This window comes from Salmonella enterica subsp. diarizonae, assembly GCF_008692785.1.
GTDB lineage: Bacteria > Pseudomonadota > Gammaproteobacteria > Enterobacterales > Enterobacteriaceae > Salmonella > Salmonella diarizonae.
Map to the genome: position 1 here is coordinate 116,092 of NZ_VXJV01000001.1, position 17,042 is coordinate 133,133.

Below are 17,042 nucleotides of genomic sequence, written 5' to 3' on the forward strand. Positions count from 1 at the left end.
TATGCAAATTTTACCCTCACTCCGGCCCGGAGCGGCATCGTCACATCCGTCACCCGTCGCCGTATGGCAGACCCTGCTGTCGCATCTGCTGAACCAGCACTATGGCCTGACGCTCAGCGATACGCCGTTTGGTAACGACGGCGTCATTGAGCAGCATATCGACGCCGGCATCTCCCTGTGCGATGCGCTGAACTTTATCGTTGAAAAATATGACCTGGTCCGGACCGACCGGCCAGGGTTCAGTATCACAGTGCAGTCCCCGCTTATCACCCGTATCGATATTCTCCGGGCCAGAAAAGCCTGTGGCCTGATGACCCGCAATAGTTACCGGGCCGTTACCGACATCACCACTGGTCGGTATCATCAGGAACTGAAACCATGAAATTGTGCCTGAACCTCGAAGCCGACCGTATCAACGTTCTGGCACTGAACATGGGAAGAATTGCCGTGGAAGTGGATGGCATTGAGCTCGCTGAACTGATTGATGTGGTCTGTGATAACGGTTATTCACTTCGTGTTGTCGACGAGTCTGATAAACAGGCCGCTGAATCCACACTGCCACCGTTTACCTCCCTGTCAGGGATGTGCTGCAGTACCGCGCATATCACCGGTGAGGATAACGCTATCCTGGACCAGGCCTCACTTCAGCAGCACGACGGCGGTGACAGTGACTGGATACTGTATACCGGCTACGGATTTTTGCTCCGGCTCAATGCCCGCCGGTACCCCGTGCTGGCGCTGAAACGGATGGGAATGTCAAAAGCCTGTCGCCGGTTAGTGGTGACGCTGATACGCCGTTACGCCATTGGCATTCTCCACCTGGATGCTTTCGGCGAACTCCTGCCCGGCTTTGAAATCTTCGACTGGTAACCTCCACCCTTGTATTCACATTCCTGACGGTAAACGTATGCCATTAACCACTGAAGAAGGCCTGCAGATCCTGCTCTGCTGGCTGCAGGACAATACTGACTGCGGTACGGAAATTATCTTCGACAGCGACGATGCTCTCACCGGTTCCGCCGCACTGTTGCCCTGTATTGAACAGGCCCTGAACGATGTCCGGACGGTACACTGCCTCCGGCTTTTACTTTCTCCCCAATAACACGCATAAGCGCCGGTCCTCACAGACCGGCGTTTTGTGCTTATATAAAGGAAAGAAAATAATGTCAGAACACACTCATGCCGGCCCCGAAGTCTTAACTGACCATACCGATGTGATTTGCTCCACCAGCATTGAGCGTATCATAACCGGGCGTAACGCCGCGCTGACACAAATTGAATCACTGATCCACCAGCTTGCTGAAATATCGACGCTGACCCGCAGCATCGGCGGCAAAACCGCCCCGGACTGGGCCATGAAGCAGAACTTCCGCTGTGGCTGCTGGCTTCTGGAGAAACCAGAAACAGCGATGAAATCTATCACCCGTAATCTCGATCGCAGCATCTGGCGCGACCTGATGAAGCGGTCAGGAATGTTGTCGCTTATGGACACCCAGGCCCGTGAACAGTGGTACAACAGCCTGGAGAAAGACGATATTCCCGCTGTCAGTGAAGACAATATTCTCAGCACATTTAAACAATTGCATCTGAATAAAGGTGAGGTATTTGAGCGTGGGGTGATCAATGTGTTCAAAAGCCTGAGCTGGAATTATAAGTCAAATTCACCGTGTAAGTTTGGTTCAAAAATTATCGTGAATGGTCTGGTTAAATGCGACCGGTGGGGATACAGCCTCAACTGGAGCTGGCAGCGTGACCGGCTTGCTAACCTGGAGCGCATGCTGATGCTCCTCGATGGAAAACCAGTCCCCGACAACCGAGCCGATGTCACCCGCCGTCTTGGCGATCATATTCATGAGAACAGGCACAGTAACAGCTACGAGGATGAGATGTTTGCAATCAAGTACTTTCAGAAGGGGACGGCGCATATCACTTTTAAGCGACCAGGGCTGGTTGATAAGATGAATGATATCGTGGCGAAGCATTATCCGGGGATGTTAGCGTGCGTTAACTGAATCACAGGAATTGAGTGATCCGTTCGGGAAGCTCCAATCAGCTTCCCCAAGACGCTAAACAACTGGGAGAATCCCCCATTCTTGCTCAATTACATTCCTGATTTCTCCCCTTCCTACGAATTGTAGAAGGCAACTATCCAGGCAAGTCATTATCCAGATATGCTAGTGTTGGAGAACGATAAAATCATCCTAACTGATTGATATTTAACTATAATCAACTTTAGGCCCAACGATAGGCCCAAATAAAAAGTTGAATTGATATTTATTCAATATAAAACAATTAATTAAAGTATCAATTCAGATCACGCCAGCCACCACTTTTTAGTTGTTTGAAGTACAGTGAAGTCTACTAAGCCCGCACAGCACAAGCTCTGCGGGCTTTTTTACGTCTATTGTCGTCCAGTGAGAATTGCTGAGAACTATCACTTATGGCACCCTTTTTGGGACCCAACATAAAGGGTCCAAAAACCGAGGGGCTCAAAATGGCAAAAATCGCTAAGAAACTCACTGACACTGAAATCAAAAGCACGAAGCCCTCCGGTTAACTTGTTTGATGGCGATGGTTTGATCCTGCGAATCGCTCCTTTGTCGAAAGGAGGAAAGAAAAATTGGTATGATGTCGATCATAACCCCAATACCGTAATGAACGACGCCTGATGCAGAACACTATCCATAAAACACGAGACAAAAACCATGCCCGCAGACTAACTGCTAGGCTGATGCTGTTTCAATGACAAATACCATTAAGGGGCAAGCAATCCCAGGAACATAACTAAAGATAAACGTATAATATACTCTAAGACGCGTTGCTGAGATTTTTAAAAAGCAACGGACGATTTTTCCCTTGCTACAAGTGCTACGTATAGCAAACGTAGCAGCTCTCAGAGAAAAAACATACATTTTTGGTTAAATATATTCCTTATTTCTCGGGGCATAATTATCATTCATGTGATAAAGGGTTCTGCACCACAACACAACAGGAAAATAAATACTACAATAGAATTGTAATTTCTCATCCCCGAAAAATATCATACAATAATATGCTCCTAACCGGTCTTACATCCCATTACCTGAATAAAATCAAGCAATGAATAGATGACATTGATAACATAAACAATACGTTATCAGTGAAGTTGCAACTCCAAAAACGCCAACAATAAATAAACTAAATATTGAGATATTAGGTTTTCCTCATAGTAGATACAATAAAATTTTTTTAACATTCCAAACAGCAAACGTTGGTACTAAGGTTTTACTTTTAAGTAACAGTATAAAATCCAAGCATGCTGTTATCAATATTCAATCCAGACCATGACGGCCTGGTTCGGTTGTGTTTAATTTAAAAAATAACTCAGTACCAGGTATATTATTTGGTGCGTATGCAAGTCAATATGGTACTGACTCATTGAGAATCAATGTTCATCGAAATAGCATTTCAATTCAATACGCACGCTATTAAAAAATAGTGTTCCACATCACAAAATCAATATCTGATATATCTGTAAACAATATTAGTATTATGAATGTTTTTTGCCACCATCCTCCTGTAAAAACGCTCTGACTGTAATCCACATAAAGATTGTTATTTATTTCAAATAATACATGCCAATGCATTACCTAAATAATCAAATACATGATAATATGATAAATAAGTTAGGTTTTGTCTGTTAAACGTGCAAGGAGTGCATAATGAATCCTGTCGAAAACATCACCCTATTAATTAATAACCTTTCTAAAAAAGAAAATATCAATCACTCACAAAAACAAGAAATAATTCCATTAGTTTCAGAGGGACATGCACGCTGCATTATCATTCACTCTGGAACATTTGGAGTGTACCGACGTGAAGAGCGCTTGCTTCTCAGGGTAATAGAAGGACCAGAAATATTAGGGGTTGCATCAATCTTTCAACATATTGGAATGGAGCAATATGAATCTCTCTATTTATATACCTACACGTCTATAGATTACGAATTCATAGATCCGCTGCAATTTTCCAGAATTGTGAGTGAGCGCAATTTATGGGAGCCCGCCATGTTACATTTCGGACACCTTTTATCTGAGGCAGTGAATTCACTTAAGAATTACACAGGAAGAGATACGAAAGCGCTCGTCACCCGTGCCTTACTGGCATTATCTTCTCATTCTGAGGAATTTCGAAGAAAAATCATCGCCAGTGATTATATTAAAGAAAGAACGTCACTGTCCCGTAGCGTAATAATGAAGATACTAAAACAACTTCGGGATGAAGGAAAGATAGAGATAGAAAAAGGTATCCTGATAAAAACTACACTATAATAATATTGCCCTTTAACAGTCACCTTATTAAAGGGCATGAGGTTAAATATATTTATCGTTCAACTATTGCGTTAATACTATAACGTCTGTGTAGATGATAAATGGCAGTTTTGTCAGCTAAAATGTTTTTTAGTAAAAAATAGCGCTAATTTAAAGCATCAAATAAATAAATAAATTACATCAGTACCATTCGATACAAGAAATTCGCAATGTAAAAATGGTTGCAATAATGTATGAGAATTAATCACTATTGGCCCATGTATTTCACCAGTCATTTTCCCAACATGTTTCCAATGAAGATAACCGGTTCCCTTTAAAACTGAAAAAACGTCATCGCTTGCATCAAAAAAGTAGGTTGAAAATATAGGGTCATCCGATGTCTCTATCTGTAATGAGAGCGGAAGTAAAGCCTGATAAATCAGCGCTATTTCATCTTTTATGTCAGCCATAATCCACCCTGCATGATCAATAAATGATAAATAAGCGCTCCCTGACTATAAAATTTTAATGATAATTAATTCGTAATAAAACAACGATAGTGAAGGAGCCTGGCTTAATATCCTGGCCCGGCACCGGGCTCAGTTCCGCGTGATATTCTTTCTCCACGCTGAGTTCACCTGTTGTAAAGTCGGCAAAACTATTAAAGCGTTCAAAACCCACGGGCTCAGTCCCGGATAACAGTTGCAACTGCAGTCCATTCCCGGGGCGCAACAGCAGTCGGTCTGCAGACAGGTGCTCATCGGTAAAAAAAGCCGCATTCAGTTTAAAACCGTCAGAGCATTCAGCATCCTCAGCCCGGGTCGCTTTGACGGTAAACGTCCTGGTAATATTGTGCCGCTGAATATCTCTGGTACTGAAAGTACCGAAATTCACCACTTCATTTTCCGGGGATACGCTCAGATGTACTCCACAATCCAGTACCCGAATATTATTCAGCCCGGTCAGGGTATACTTCAAATTGTGGCCGTTACTACTGACATCATCATAACCGGCAAATGCAATTAACGGAATTGCTGATAATGTACTAACATAATCATGAGGTGGCCGCTGTTTCAGTCTGACATAGAACCTTATCCGGGCAACAAACCGACGGGAAGTTGGCGTTCCGCCTGTACACTGACTTCCTGATGAGGCGCTACCCACGCATTGGCCGGTATCCACGGCATCCGGCCCACCTTCGGCATCATGATCGGCGCCTTCAAAGGTGATGCCGGGTTGAAGATAAGGATCGCTGGCTCCCGACTGCGGTGAGACCCACAGCGCAATTTTCTCATCCTGTCCGTCAGGCTGGGTATTGTTATCACAATAGACAGGCACTTTTATTATGGGTGAGACCCAGATTTTTTCGCCGGTTCCTATCGTGGACGGAATAGCAAATGAAGGGATTGTGACACTCTTATCCACCGGGCCGCCTTTGCCTCCATAGTAGCAATCTATTGCCAGCGTGCCGGGTGACCAGCACACGGTAAACATCAGCAGAATAAATGACAGGACGAGTTTCATGGTTTCTTCACCTTATATTCACTCAGGCTGCAGGTCGAAGAAGGGCAGGAAACCACCAGCGTTCTCATTGCGCCGTAGTCATCCAGGTAACCCAGCAGGTAACGCGTGCTGCCAGTCGCCTTCACGCTGATGGAATCGAACGGGGCCACCATATCACCTTTAAATCCGTTCAGCGTTTGTCCTTCCTGCCCCATCCAGGCAATGGTGATGTGGTAGGGAGTGGGATTGTTGATAGTCAGCCAATTACCATTCTGAGTGACCTTCAGTTTGATTGCCTGGTCCTGGATATTTTCTGTCTGTAGAGCGGCCGGGCGATAAAACAGTTTGATGCGACTCTGCATGGCGAGCTGCATTACGGCGCTGTTTTTTCCCTGAAGGTCGGGCTGTGGCGGTATCTCACGCAGGTCGAAGTAAAACAGTGACTCCCTGTCCTGCGGCAGTCTGGCGGTATTCTGTTTCATGATGCGCACCTGAGACATTGCACCAGGCTCCAGGCGCTGGATAGGTGGCAGGGCGATAAAAAAATCATCGTTTTTCTGCCCCTGACTGTCCGTGACCCACGCATAAGCCAGATAAGGCAACTTTTTACTCTCGTTTTCAATTTTCAGACTGACGGCTTTATCCCTTTCATTAAATACCAACCGCGTCCGGTCAATATTGACAGCCGCGTGTGCGGTCATACAGGTCATCAGTACAGCAAGCACAACAGACAAATAAGTTTTCATTCCATTTCTCACTCATTGCAGGGAAGAATCAGACGAGAACCGGATACCGCAAGGTTATCCGGCAGAGTAAAGCTGCACTGATGGCTGCCACTCCAGCGAACGTGATAGTGTTGACCCCCTTTAACACCACTCAGCCAGAGATGCCCATCATCGCTAATCATGCCAATATCTGTATTTCCGCCTTCCGGTATCACTTCGGCACCGACGGGAGGGACACCATCCCGGGTACGAACCTCGCCAAAAATATCCAGGCCGGAGCGGGAAACCAGATGGCGATAGCCAATCGCCCCCTCCGTCCAGGTGGTCTGTAATACGGAATCATCCACCGATGCCCCTTCGGGCAAATGGTTCATATCCACACTGACGCTTGTAGGCTGATAACTGGTAACGACCGGTACGACGGCATATCCCCAGGCATTCGTTGCACCTGATCCGTTATTAATCGGGATATCTTTCACCCCGTCGGTACTGACCAGCAGACGGGGCTCATTGCTTACACTTTTACGATGGAAGGCATAGCCTCTGGGAGTCACGGTCAGCGAGCCATTCCAGCTTCCGTTAACCGAGCGGTAGTCCTGATCCTGCCAGCCACCGGATAGCTGCAGCTCCCCGGAAGAGGTCAGGTGCTGATAATTCGCACTAAAATTCGCTTCGGTATGAGGTGAATTACTGTCCGTTCCAGCGGAAATTCCCCAGGTATTTTCAGGATCGGCGGAGTCATTCCATGACAATGACTGGGAGGCATGTTTGTCATGCCGCAGGTCGTACCCCAAACGGTGCTCATTATCGAAAGGCAACGACAGGGATAAATAGATCTGCCGATCCTCCTCTTCATCGTCATCATGCTGCGTATCACTGAGCGAAATACTGGTCGTACAGCCTTTAAACCGGCCCATATCGAAGGTATAACCAAGAGTGGAGTTGAACGTAGTGGACGCTGATTTGTTCCACCAGGTTTGCCGAAGCACGCTGATATCCAGATTAAGATTCAGTGCGGCAATATTCTGACTGCCGCTCACACTGACAGACTGCTTTTCCAGATCGTCATCATCACCGTATTTCATGTCGGTATAACTGGCATAACTGAGAAAGTGTCGATCAGAGTGGCGCAGTGCTGCAACCGAAATCTGGCTGTCCGTTTCATCAAATTGTTTGCTGTATATCATTCGATAGCTGTTACCGGTCTGTTTCGGCATAGCCGGTAGCTGGCTGGTCGCCCGGGTTATATCGACAGAAATGGCCCCCAACCAAAGGAGGTTCTGACCTATCCCCAGGGCAAACGACTGATAATGACTGCCCGCGCCCAGAAAACCACCATACAGGGAGGTCTGCGACAACATCCCCCAGGATGCCTCGCCCAGCGTGAACACCTCGCCAGCCGTATGATGTGAGATATCGGGGCGAACCTGGCCTGCTGACACGTTATAGCGCACCTGCCCTTTGCGAGTCAGAAACGGAACCGTGGAGGCCGAGACCTGAAAGGTACTGACCTGGCCGTTGTCCTCTGTTACCCGGACATCCAGTGTTCCCTGTACGGTCTGATTCAGATCGCGGATCACAAACGGACCTGGTGCTACTTTCGTCTGGTAAATCACCCGCCCCTGCTGACTAACGCTGACCGTAGCATTACTTCGGGCCGTGCCGGTGATCTGCGGCGCATAGCCACGTAACTGCCAGGGCAACATTCGATCGTCGCTGTTGAGGGAGATCCCGGTGAAGTCAAACGTATCAAATATACCTGACTGCAGGTTCGTCTCTCCGGCGACAAAACGGGATCCGATACCCGGCAATGGACGGAACAGATAGGTTCTGGAAACTGAACCGCCCTGTGTAGTGTCATCCCCCTGCCGGGAGGACGAATACTGAAAATCGCTGCGCAGGCGCCATGGTCCGGCATTAAGTCCGGCGATACCATAAGTGTTGGCGTTATCCGACCTGGCTTCACCCTGTGACTGATAAGTCCCCGCAAACAGATTGTAATCAAGAAGAAATCCCGGGATACCATCAGACCATTCGGAAGGGGACGTCCACCCTTTCGGGTGGTACATCAACCAGGCCTGCGGCACGGTGATGTGTAATTGCTGGGCCTGTTGATCAAATTTAAAATGGATATCCGGTCGGGAGGAAAAGTCTGTACATCCACCGAGATCCGACAGCGACTGTCGCACCGAAAGCTGTAACCCGAAGCGATCCGCCATCGTTGGAGGGATACAGACCTGTGAACCCGTATCGGATTCGTGCCAGGACAACACCTGTTGTTCAGACAGTAGCGTATCATTCAGCGCTACGGAAACCAGGTAGCGCCCGGGGGGGACCGATGCCGGATTTTTGAACCAGCTTAAATCCACATGAGAACGGGCATCTTTGTCGATAACACTAAGGTTAAAATCAGTCGCACCTGCCCGAACTGAAATCAGTAAGCAGCATCCCACCACCATTGCCATCCATCCCTGCATTTGATTACCACTGAAACGGACCTTTCGTTTAGAAAGGTCTGCTGCATTACAGATAGGTGATAACATACGTGGCATTGGTCGCAACTTGCCCCGGAGTGATATCAGGAGCCCCGGAATTAATAGTCGCAATATTTACCATTCGTCCCTGAAAAGTCAGGGTTTGCTCAGTGGAGGTTACCTGTAAAGGGACATCTGGTGTGCTATTACTCCCCATGGTAATAATTTCACCGCTACTTGTTAGAATTTCTACACCAACCCCCTGCGCACCGTCGGCTACCGTATTCGCCAGTACCGAGTTGTCATTATCCTGAACTGCTGAGCTATCGAATCTAAAATGCGCTTTGGTGATATCAGCACCATCGGTTCCGGCTCCAGAAAGAGCACAGTTGGTCAGATGGATATTGATATCAACAGGTGTTGAGTTGGTGTTTTTATTCAGATAATCAACAGTGGTTTGCCCCAGTGGAACATTCATATCCACACTGTCCTCTGCGAGAATGCAGGGCGCATTAATAACGGTTCCGGTAAAGTTTACCGTGCCACCGTTCACCGGCTCATCCGCAAACGCGGGAGTAACCATTAACACACCAATCAGTATCTGCCCCATCCTGGTTTTAATTCGCATACGCCCCCCCATAAAAAAGCTTCCATCCCTGGATTTTCAAAAAACGTGTTACTTGTAAGCAATGGTATAGGTAGCATTTTCCGCGACTGAGCCAGGGGCTAATGTTTCGCCAGGAATTGTTTCCATTCGGGCATGAAAAACCAGCGTTTGCTCTGTAGAGGAAACCTGCAGAGGCACCTCACTGCTGGTTCCCAGCGTCAACGGAGCGTCTTCACTGGTCAGCAAACGAACACAACGCCAGTTGCCCCGGCTGAATTAGTATTTGCCAGCAAGCCTGCATCAGAGGTATCCACCGCTGATGAATCAAAAGTAACATCCGCTTTAGTGATATCGGCGTTATCAGTACCTCCCCCCTGAAGGGTGCAGTTAGTAAGATTAATATTCACATCAGCCGGTTTCGAACTACCGTACTTGGTTATGTAATCGACCGTTGTTTGACCTAAATCTACTGACATATCAATACTATCCTGTGCAACAATACACGGCGCATCGACCACCGTACCGGTGAAGTTAATTGTGCCGCCATTAGCAACATCATCCGCCATTGCCACACCTGAGAATGCCGAGCATGCGATTGTCACAAATAATAAGTTTTTAATCATAATTCTTCCCTTTAATTTAAAATATTAGAAAAATTTCCAACCCACTCCAGCAATTAATAAAACAAGAGTGATCTCTTCTGATCCTAAAAAAGATTACCAATTCAAAAAGATTACATTGATATAAATTATGAGACTGACAAAATCATTCACAACAACATGAAAGAACAGGCCACCAATAATTCACCAGCAAGCAATGCAGTGATTAAATGCATAATTTTTGCTCAATGTGGTTTTTTAAAAAAAAGATAAAAAACAAACTTAGAAATGGATCGTCTATTATTATTCGTTCCGGGTGGATTATATTGCTAATTGTTTGTACAGATCGATAAAGCAATTGTGATAGATAAAAACTATCATTAATCATTAAATGATCGATATAAGCGATCATTTAATGTGGATTGTCTCTAATATTATTCGCTGAGTGAATGAATATATTATTTGCTATATTTTATATTACTTATACTCCACTACGTAAGTTGTGTTTGCAGCTTCTGTCTGGCTGATTTCACTCTTAATTTTCCCCATATCCCCCTGAAATATTAGCGTTTGTTCGGCAGATGAAATCTGTAATGGCACCTTACTGCTGATTCCCGGCTTCAATGAATTGTCTTCACTGGTCAGCAAACGAATACCAACATCAGTTACCCCTGTAGAAAAGGTAGTTGCCAGCAGATTTGTATCAGTGGTATCCACCGCTGAAGAATCGAAAGTAACATCCGCTTTGGTGGTATCGGCACCTTCTTTTCCTGCACCAAAAAGAGCACAGTGAATAAGATTAATATTCACATTAACGAGCTTTACTGTTTTATTTATTCAGCTAACCAATTATTTACAGTCCTAAATCTACGGACATATCAGTGCTGTTCTCTGCGATAACACATGGTGCCTCAACCACCGTATTGCTGACATTAATTGTGCCGTCATTCGCTGTGTCGTCAGCCACTGCAGCACCAGAAAATACAGCGCATGTCATTACCATAACTTCATGTTCTGGTAATGACAGATAACGAAAAAGGTAATTTCCGTATTCATTTGATGAATGAATGTGGACAGTGAAATTGAAATGTCATACGAAAGAAAAATCTGTAGAAATTGACGAAAAGTAATACCATTTTATTAAAACGCCCCCATCCCTTATCTATTATCCCGTCTATATGGCCTTCTTGTATAATCGTTTAGATAGATCAATTCCGATACAATCATAACATAAGACGATCAAACGATATTAATTAATCGTTTTATTCGATCTTGTTTTGACAGGGATTTATCAGCATTTTCTACTAATGAAAGCAATTTAAGTACAGCAGGGATGGCACATTTGATTGGCCCTCAGGCAAGCTGGCTGGGCCGGAATAATGACTCCGCTTTGGTGATGGCCACAAGCCGATTACCAAAGCGCAGGCCCTGCTCGCCCGCCGCCGGGAGGATAAGAAAGTGCCTCCGTGGACCACGTTTCAGCGGGTACAGGAGAACCTGATGCGGGGACGAGTCAGACCACTGGACAAACGCAGCCCTACCCGCGCCATCCAGGGTATTGACGGCGACCTGAAACTCAACCGGGCCCTGCGGCTTTTTTTGTGTTTGTTGTCGTCTGGTGATATTTACTAAGGACCACGAGTTACGGCACCCTTTTTGGGCCCTATCGCGGAGGAGGCCCAAAATCGAGGGTCCAAAAATGGCAAAGATGGCTACACTGAAATCACAAGCGCCAGGTCAGCCAACAAAGAAATCAGCCGGTTCGATGGTGATGGTTTGATTCTGCGAATCGCTCTCCAGGCGAAGGGAGGGAAGAAAAATGAGTGTTTCCGGTATGCGCTACCTGTAAGTAAGCGAAGAACCAAAAAGCGAGTAAACGCTCAATATTGGCAGTTCTCCATTCATCAGGTACTCTCCGGTAAAGCAACCCCCTAACTTTTATTTTCCTCACCGAATTTATTATTACCGTATGCGTTATTCAACGTAATCCGAAGATGTGATCCTGCTAACCCAGTCAAACATAACTTGCATATGATTGCCATTGGATTTCCTCACACCAACCTGACAAGCATTTACACCTGTCGTTTTACCAGTCAAAACTTGTCCATACTTCATATAGATTTTGATACCGACGCCCTGTTTATAGCACTTATTACAAATCGAGAAATAATCTTTTCTTGATGGAGTATATTGCTGAAGATTAAATTTATCAGCCAGCACCAGTGAAACATTAAAAGCGTCATTACCTGATAATTCTTCAAGAATTGCCAGAGACTCCAATTTGACGTCAATGCGATTATTTCCTTTAGGTTTATCCGAAGCCAGAATCAAATTTTCTTTCGGATTAAACTTCGCAATGTAGCCTGTGATTAGCTGGGTATTATTACTCACTAACCGAACGGGGACATCATTAAAACGTAGAAATTGAATTCGACGAGCAAGCATTGAATAATCTCGCGGCCATGTTTCAGCCTCTCGCCCGTAGGAAATATCGTTTGCAACCATACATTCCATAAAGGTATATATCTACGCTGAATGAAAAAGCCCCGGATTTACGGGGCTGAATAAAACTAAATAAATTAACGTAACAGAGACAGCACGTTTTGTGGGACCTGGTTAGCCTGCGCCAGAACGGAAGTCCCCGCCTGCTGCAGAATCTGCGCGCGAGACATGTTGGAGACTTCAGTCGCGTAGTCAGAATCTTCGATACGGCTACGTGCAGAAGTCAGGTTGTTTACGGTGTTGCCCAGGTTGGTGATGGCGGAATTAAAACGGTTCTGTACCGCACCCAAGTCAGAACGTAACGTGTCAACCTGTGCCAGCGCAGCATCAATTTTCTGCAGCGGGTTTTCGGTGGTTTTAGCGGCTGCTTCAGCCAGCTCTGGCTGTGCTTTGAAATCATGACCAGCAGCTTTGCTGGCATTATAGGTTTTACCGTCGATAGTAACGACTTCGGTTTTACCGTCTGCGCCACCAAGTTGGTTCAGGGCAGTTTTGGATGTACCGTCCGCTGCGGTGTAAGACGTGGTGTTAACACTAAAGCTACCATCTTTTTTCTGGGTAGCGGCATAGTAGTTATCGCCCACTTTTACAGCGTAACCGCCATCAATCGTCTTACCGTTTTTATCGGTATAAGACATTTTGACAATTTGGGCAGTACCTGCAGCAGCAGTGTCAACACCACCATCAGTCAACGATTTTTTAAGTGCTGCGCTTAGTTTAACTGGTGTTTCTGTTTGAGTCTTAGTCACTTCGACAGCGCCAGCTGGTTTCGCAGCCTCCATCGTAGTAGAGGCAGCCATAGTCGCTTTACCATCAGCATCAACAGTAACTTTATAAAAACCGTTTTTACCTACATCACCAGTAGTGAAACCATCAACCTCAACATAGTAGTTTTTACTGGCTTCGTCATAATAAATTTTATCATCTTTAACGACCGGAGCACCTGTTGTACCAGTAGTACCAGCTTTGAGCGCGGCTTCGTTTAAGGCGGAGAGATCAATAGTCTTAGCATCAGTTACAGCTTTGCTATCTACATCATACGCTTTTTGCACATTCAACGTATCCAGACCCAGAGTCTGAGAGTTGATCTGCTTCAGATCGATATCGATGGTTTCACCGTCATTGGCACCAACCTGGATGGTCAGGGTGTTATCCTGCGCCAGAACTTTCACGCCGTTGAACTGAGTCTGACCGGATACACGGTCGATTTCGTTCAAACGCTGGGTGATTTCAGCCTGGATAGAGTCGAGGTCAGACTGGGAGTTGGTGCTGTTAGCAGACTGAACCGCCAGTTCACGCACACGCTGCAGGTTGTTGTTGATTTCGTTCAGCGCGCCTTCAGTGGTCTGCGCAATAGAAATACCGTCGTTAGCGTTACGGGAAGCCTGAGTCAGGCCTTTGATGTTCGCAGTGAAACGGTTAGCAATCGCCTGACCTGCCGCATCGTCTTTCGCGCTGTTGATACGCAGACCAGAAGACAGACGCTCGATAGCGGTGCCCAGTGCGGACTGGGATTTGTTCAGGTTATTCTGGGTCAGCAGCGACAGACTGTTAGTGTTGATTACTTGTGCCATAAAATTTTCCTTTTGGAAGGTTTTTGATAACCAATGTTATGCCAGGCTTACCTGTGTCATCCAGGTTATCGACACTTGAGGCATAAACTTTACTACTTTTTCTGTCTGTAATTGCTTACGCCTAACTTTTTGATTAAAAAGCCTTTCTATGTGAACGCAGTACCTGCTAGTGTTTTGAGCGATGCCGTCTATAGCCGGATGTAACATATGCTTTAGCGTGAGCATGTTACCCTGTATATTTTAATGCATTGAATTTTTTCTCTTTTTAATTGGAAACTATCGCTTTCGTATACCCCTTCGATTTATTTATACAACATGCCTGTATTACAAGAATGCTATATCCCCCTATTGTAATCTTCATTTAATTAATTTCGTTTTTTTATACGACTTGCCGGAAAGTATCTGTATAAGGTAGATACGCCAATACCAAAAATAATAGCTAATTGCTGCCGAGGATGGCCTTTCTCTAATAGCCGGCTAATCTGTTCCTGTTCATGTATATTGATCGCCCGGGGGCGCCCTCCCAATCGTCCTTGCGCTCTGGCGGCAGCCAGACCGGCAAGGGTTCGTTCGACAATTAATTCTCGCTCCATCTCAGCCAGTGCTGACATTACATGAAAAAAGAATCGCCCCATCGCGCTACTGGTATCAATACTATCGGTTAAAGAATGGAAGTGAGCTCCACGTTCATGTAATTCTGATATTAACGCTACCAGGTTTTTCACGCTGCGGCCCAGTCTGTCTAGTTTCCAGACGACAAGGGTATCGCCTTTATTTACATACTTTAACGCTTGTTTCAGGCCGGGGCGATTTGCAATCTTACCACTGATACGGTCCTCAAAGATTCGGTCACAATTTGCACAGGTAAGCGCATTACGCTGTAAATCGATATTTTGGTCAATTGTTGACACACGAATATACCCAATAGTAGCCATGATTCTCTCCTTTACATCATATAAGGAAGGATTTTAGTCGCTTTTTTCATGGGGGATTGATTTATCAAAAACCTTGGTTTTCAAGAACCAATAAATCGTGTTGCTGATGCGTTACAAAAATCGCGGATCGGTAACGCTATTCCACATAAAGAGCTGGTCGTGCGCAACATTAGAACGGTGACGTTAAAGCCGGTTTCATTGGTTAATAAAGACGGAGGGTACAAAATTACTACAGAGCTGACGCCACAGCGATAATCCTGGCTCGCAGGTGGTACAGGATTTAACGCCGGAAAGTCTGCACAGAACACGATCCGCCGCCGAACACACTAAAATTGCCCCCAGCGCGTTATTAATACTAATACCTACGTTTCCCGTTACCTTGCCGTCGATACGTTTACCGTATTGTCTGAAAGGTTATTTGCGAAGTTATCATTAATAATCCACGGTCTGTTATTCGAATCCCGTTCCCCAATCCTGACGCTTTGACTTCGCGGCCATACGTGCGTAAACAGGGCTGAAACCAGACTTCACCGGTTAACACTCTCCTCTTCCTCGATTTTTACGAAAGCAAATCATCACGTTATCAAGAGTCGTATTTGTTATTGCATTTTTCAAATGATATTGGTAATTATTATCATTCTCATTAACGACCTGTTTGATTTATGACGTGGAGAGAGGATTTCTCATGCGTATTCTGTTTGTAGGTCCACCACTGTATGGACTGCTATACCCTGTGCTGTCCCTGGCGCAAGCATTTCGTGTTAATGGCCATGAAGTGCTGATTGCAAGCGGTGGAAAATTTGCACAGAAAGCAGCAGAAGCTGGGTTGGTGGTATTTGACGCTGCGCCAGGTTTCGATTCGGAAGCTGGATATCGCCGTCAGGAGGCATTACGAAAAGAAAATAAGATTGGAACAAAAATGGGGAACTTCTCGTTCTTCAGCGAAGAGATGACCGACCCGCTGGTCGCGTTCGCCGGGCAGTGGCGGCCAGATCTCATCGTCTACCCTCCCCTTGGGGTCGTTGGACCATTGATTGCCGCTAAGTATGACATTCCGGTAGTGATGCAAACCGTCGGCTTCGGTCATACGCCCTGGCACATCAAAGGCGTGACGAGATCACTTTCTAACGCCTACCGCCGCCATGGGGTCAGCGCTCCACCAAGAGATCTGGCGTGGATAGACGTCACGCCGCCCAGCATGAGCTTACTGCAAAATGACGGTGAGCCGGTTATCTCCATGCAATACGTCCCGTATAACGGCGGCACCGTCTGGGAAGAATGGTGGGAACGTACACCTGATCGCAAGCGTCTTCTGGTCAGCCTCGGCACCGTCAAACCGATGGTGGATGGCCTGGATCTGATTTCCTGGGTAATGGATTCTGCCAGCGAAGTAGATGCCGAGATAATCCTGCATCTTCCGACAAACGCCCGCTCGGATTTACGTTCACTGCCGCCGAATGTCCGCCTGGTCGACTGGCTTCCGATGGGCGTTTTCCTCAACGGCGCCGACGGTTTTATCCACCATGGCGGCGCAGGCAACACCCTGACGGCGCTGCATGCCGGCATTCCGCAGATAGTCTTTGGTCAGGGTGCCGACAGACCCGTCAATGCCCGCGCCGTGGTCGAGCGCGGATGCGGAATTATTCCCGGTAAGAGCGGACTTACGAGCAGCATGATCAATACCTTCCTCGGTAATAGCGCGCTTCGCGAGGCGTCGCAGGAGGTCGCGACAGAAATGGCGGCCCAGCCTTGCCCGACCGAGGTGGCAAAAAAACTGATCGCCATGCTGCAACACGGCTAACCGCGGCAGCGCAATGACAATATGGCGGCTGAG

17 protein-coding genes and 3 pseudogenes are annotated in these 17,042 nt (G+C 46.4%); 9 read left to right on the forward strand and 11 right to left on the reverse strand.

Features of this window, described 5'->3' with window-relative positions; all coding sequences use genetic code 11:
- Position 1 precedes the first annotated feature (1 nt).
- From F4V72_RS00560 to F4V72_RS00590, 7 genes and pseudogenes are all read left to right on the forward strand, one after another.
- Positions 2 to 382, forward strand: a complete 381-nt coding sequence (locus F4V72_RS00560; protein WP_109183668.1) for a TA system toxin CbtA family protein — start codon at positions 2 to 4, stop codon at positions 380 to 382.
- A complete protein-coding gene (locus F4V72_RS00565; RefSeq protein WP_023248931.1) occupies positions 379 to 870 on the forward strand; it encodes a DUF5983 family protein in 492 nt (163 codons plus the stop codon). Before F4V72_RS00560 ends, F4V72_RS00565 begins: the two co-directional genes overlap by 4 nt.
- A gap of 37 nt (positions 871 to 907) precedes the next feature.
- Positions 908 to 1,102 (forward strand): DUF957 domain-containing protein, encoded by a 195-nt coding sequence (locus F4V72_RS00570; RefSeq protein ID WP_136058076.1) that lies wholly within the window; start codon positions 908 to 910, stop codon positions 1,100 to 1,102.
- Between the two features lie 61 nt (positions 1,103 to 1,163).
- A complete protein-coding gene (locus F4V72_RS00575) occupies positions 1,164 to 2,012 on the forward strand; it encodes a DUF4942 domain-containing protein (RefSeq protein WP_136058075.1) in 849 nt (282 codons plus the stop codon).
- 482 nt (positions 2,013 to 2,494) lie between these two features.
- Positions 2,495 to 2,627 (forward strand): annotated as a pseudogene (locus tag F4V72_RS00580) (integrase); the annotation flags it as partial.
- Position 2,628: 1 nt separating this feature from the next.
- Positions 2,629 to 2,737: pseudogene (locus tag F4V72_RS00585) on the forward strand (IS630 family transposase); the annotation flags it as partial.
- Positions 2,738 to 3,701: 964 nt separating this feature from the next.
- On the forward strand, positions 3,702 to 4,310 hold the full coding sequence (locus tag F4V72_RS00590; protein ID WP_023246865.1) for a helix-turn-helix domain-containing protein: 609 nt from the start codon (positions 3,702 to 3,704) through the stop codon (positions 4,308 to 4,310).
- A gap of 158 nt (positions 4,311 to 4,468) precedes the next feature.
- On the opposite strand, the gene F4V72_RS00595 is transcribed toward F4V72_RS00590, so the two are convergent.
- From F4V72_RS00595 to F4V72_RS00625, 8 genes are all read right to left on the reverse strand, one after another.
- On the reverse strand, positions 4,469 to 4,759 hold the full coding sequence (locus tag F4V72_RS00595) for a hypothetical protein (protein ID WP_136058074.1): 291 nt from the start codon (positions 4,757 to 4,759) through the stop codon (positions 4,469 to 4,471).
- A gap of 55 nt (positions 4,760 to 4,814) precedes the next feature.
- Positions 4,815 to 5,813 carry a fimbrial protein gene (locus tag F4V72_RS00600; protein WP_023246863.1) on the reverse strand — a complete coding sequence of 333 codons (999 nt, stop codon included), beginning with the start codon at positions 5,811 to 5,813 and terminating at the stop codon, positions 4,815 to 4,817.
- Positions 5,810 to 6,538, reverse strand: a complete 729-nt coding sequence (locus tag F4V72_RS00605; protein ID WP_063390714.1) for a fimbrial biogenesis chaperone — start codon at positions 6,536 to 6,538, stop codon at positions 5,810 to 5,812. Before F4V72_RS00605 ends, F4V72_RS00600 begins: the two co-directional genes overlap by 4 nt.
- 8 nt (positions 6,539 to 6,546) lie before the next feature.
- On the reverse strand, positions 6,547 to 8,994 hold the full coding sequence (locus F4V72_RS00610) for a fimbria/pilus outer membrane usher protein (protein WP_136058073.1): 2,448 nt from the start codon (positions 8,992 to 8,994) through the stop codon (positions 6,547 to 6,549).
- A 46-nt stretch (positions 8,995 to 9,040) separates the two neighbouring features.
- Entirely contained in the window at positions 9,041 to 9,619 is a 579-nt protein-coding gene (locus tag F4V72_RS00615; protein ID WP_024149566.1) for a fimbrial protein, read from the reverse strand.
- A 48-nt stretch (positions 9,620 to 9,667) separates the two neighbouring features.
- The gene (locus F4V72_RS24020) at positions 9,668 to 9,844 is read right to left on the reverse strand and encodes a hypothetical protein (RefSeq protein ID WP_170245733.1); all 177 of its coding nucleotides are present in this window, start codon (positions 9,842 to 9,844) and stop codon (positions 9,668 to 9,670) included.
- On the reverse strand, positions 9,838 to 10,221 hold the full coding sequence (locus F4V72_RS00620) for a fimbrial protein (protein WP_136058072.1): 384 nt from the start codon (positions 10,219 to 10,221) through the stop codon (positions 9,838 to 9,840). The genes F4V72_RS24020 and F4V72_RS00620 overlap by 7 nt, the downstream gene beginning before the upstream one ends.
- A gap of 453 nt (positions 10,222 to 10,674) precedes the next feature.
- On the reverse strand, positions 10,675 to 11,034 hold the full coding sequence (locus F4V72_RS00625) for a fimbrial protein (RefSeq protein ID WP_371113475.1): 360 nt from the start codon (positions 11,032 to 11,034) through the stop codon (positions 10,675 to 10,677).
- Positions 11,035 to 11,862: 828 nt separating this feature from the next.
- Between F4V72_RS00625 and F4V72_RS24210 the strand changes: the two are divergent.
- Positions 11,863 to 12,063 (forward strand): annotated as a pseudogene (locus F4V72_RS24210) (hypothetical protein); the annotation flags it as partial.
- 108 nt (positions 12,064 to 12,171) lie between these two features.
- On the opposite strand, the gene fljA reads toward F4V72_RS24210, so the two are convergent.
- The 3 genes from fljA to hin all read right to left on the reverse strand — a co-directional run bounded on the left by fljA (position 12,172) and on the right by hin (position 15,208).
- Positions 12,172 to 12,711 carry a phase 1 flagellin gene repressor FljA gene (gene fljA, locus F4V72_RS00635; RefSeq protein WP_024149565.1) on the reverse strand — a complete coding sequence of 180 codons (540 nt, stop codon included), beginning with the start codon at positions 12,709 to 12,711 and terminating at the stop codon, positions 12,172 to 12,174.
- A 65-nt stretch (positions 12,712 to 12,776) separates the two neighbouring features.
- Positions 12,777 to 14,273, reverse strand: a complete 1,497-nt coding sequence (locus F4V72_RS00640) for a FliC/FljB family flagellin (protein WP_053529716.1) — start codon at positions 14,271 to 14,273, stop codon at positions 12,777 to 12,779.
- 365 nt (positions 14,274 to 14,638) lie between these two features.
- Complete coding sequence (gene hin / locus F4V72_RS00650) at positions 14,639 to 15,208, reverse strand: flagellar phase variation DNA invertase Hin (protein WP_080070841.1); 570 nt, start codon at positions 15,206 to 15,208, stop codon at positions 14,639 to 14,641.
- A 685-nt stretch (positions 15,209 to 15,893) separates the two neighbouring features.
- Here hin and iroB point away from each other — a divergent pair.
- Positions 15,894 to 17,009, forward strand: a complete 1,116-nt coding sequence (gene iroB, locus F4V72_RS00655) for a salmochelin biosynthesis C-glycosyltransferase IroB (RefSeq protein ID WP_136058602.1) — start codon at positions 15,894 to 15,896, stop codon at positions 17,007 to 17,009.
- Positions 17,010 to 17,042: the final 33 nt, after the last annotated feature.